The 348-nt window shown below is 60.6% G+C and carries 1 pseudogene; it reads right to left on the reverse strand.

The annotated features are described in order from the left end of the window. Nucleotides 1-43 precede the first annotated feature (43 nt). Nucleotides 44-348, reverse strand: a pseudogene (locus FS767_RS21780) (excinuclease ABC subunit UvrA); the annotation flags it as partial.

The raw sequence follows: 348 nt of genomic DNA on the forward strand, positions 1-348 counted from the left end.
CCGGCATGCGCCGGGCCTTTTACCTTTAGGTGCGTGCCCGGGATTACTCCCGGTCACGTTCCAGCAAGGGCTTGAGGAAGTAGCCGGTATAGGACTTCTTGTTTGCCGCGACCTCCTCGGGTGTGCCCGTCGCGATGATCTGACCACCCTTGGAGCCGCCTTCCGGACCGAGGTCTACCAACCAGTCGGCGGTCTTGATGACATCGAGGTTGTGCTCGATCACCACCACGGTATTGCCGTGATCGCGCAGTCGATGCAGCACGTCGAGCAATTGCTGGATATCGGCAAAGTGCAGGCCCGTGGTGGGCTCGTCGAGGATATAGAGCGTCTTGCCGGTATCGCGCTTGG

This window comes from Pseudomonas sp. DE0010 (assembly GCF_007680745.1).
Classification (GTDB): domain Bacteria; phylum Pseudomonadota; class Gammaproteobacteria; order Pseudomonadales; family Pseudomonadaceae; genus Aquipseudomonas; species Aquipseudomonas parafulva_B.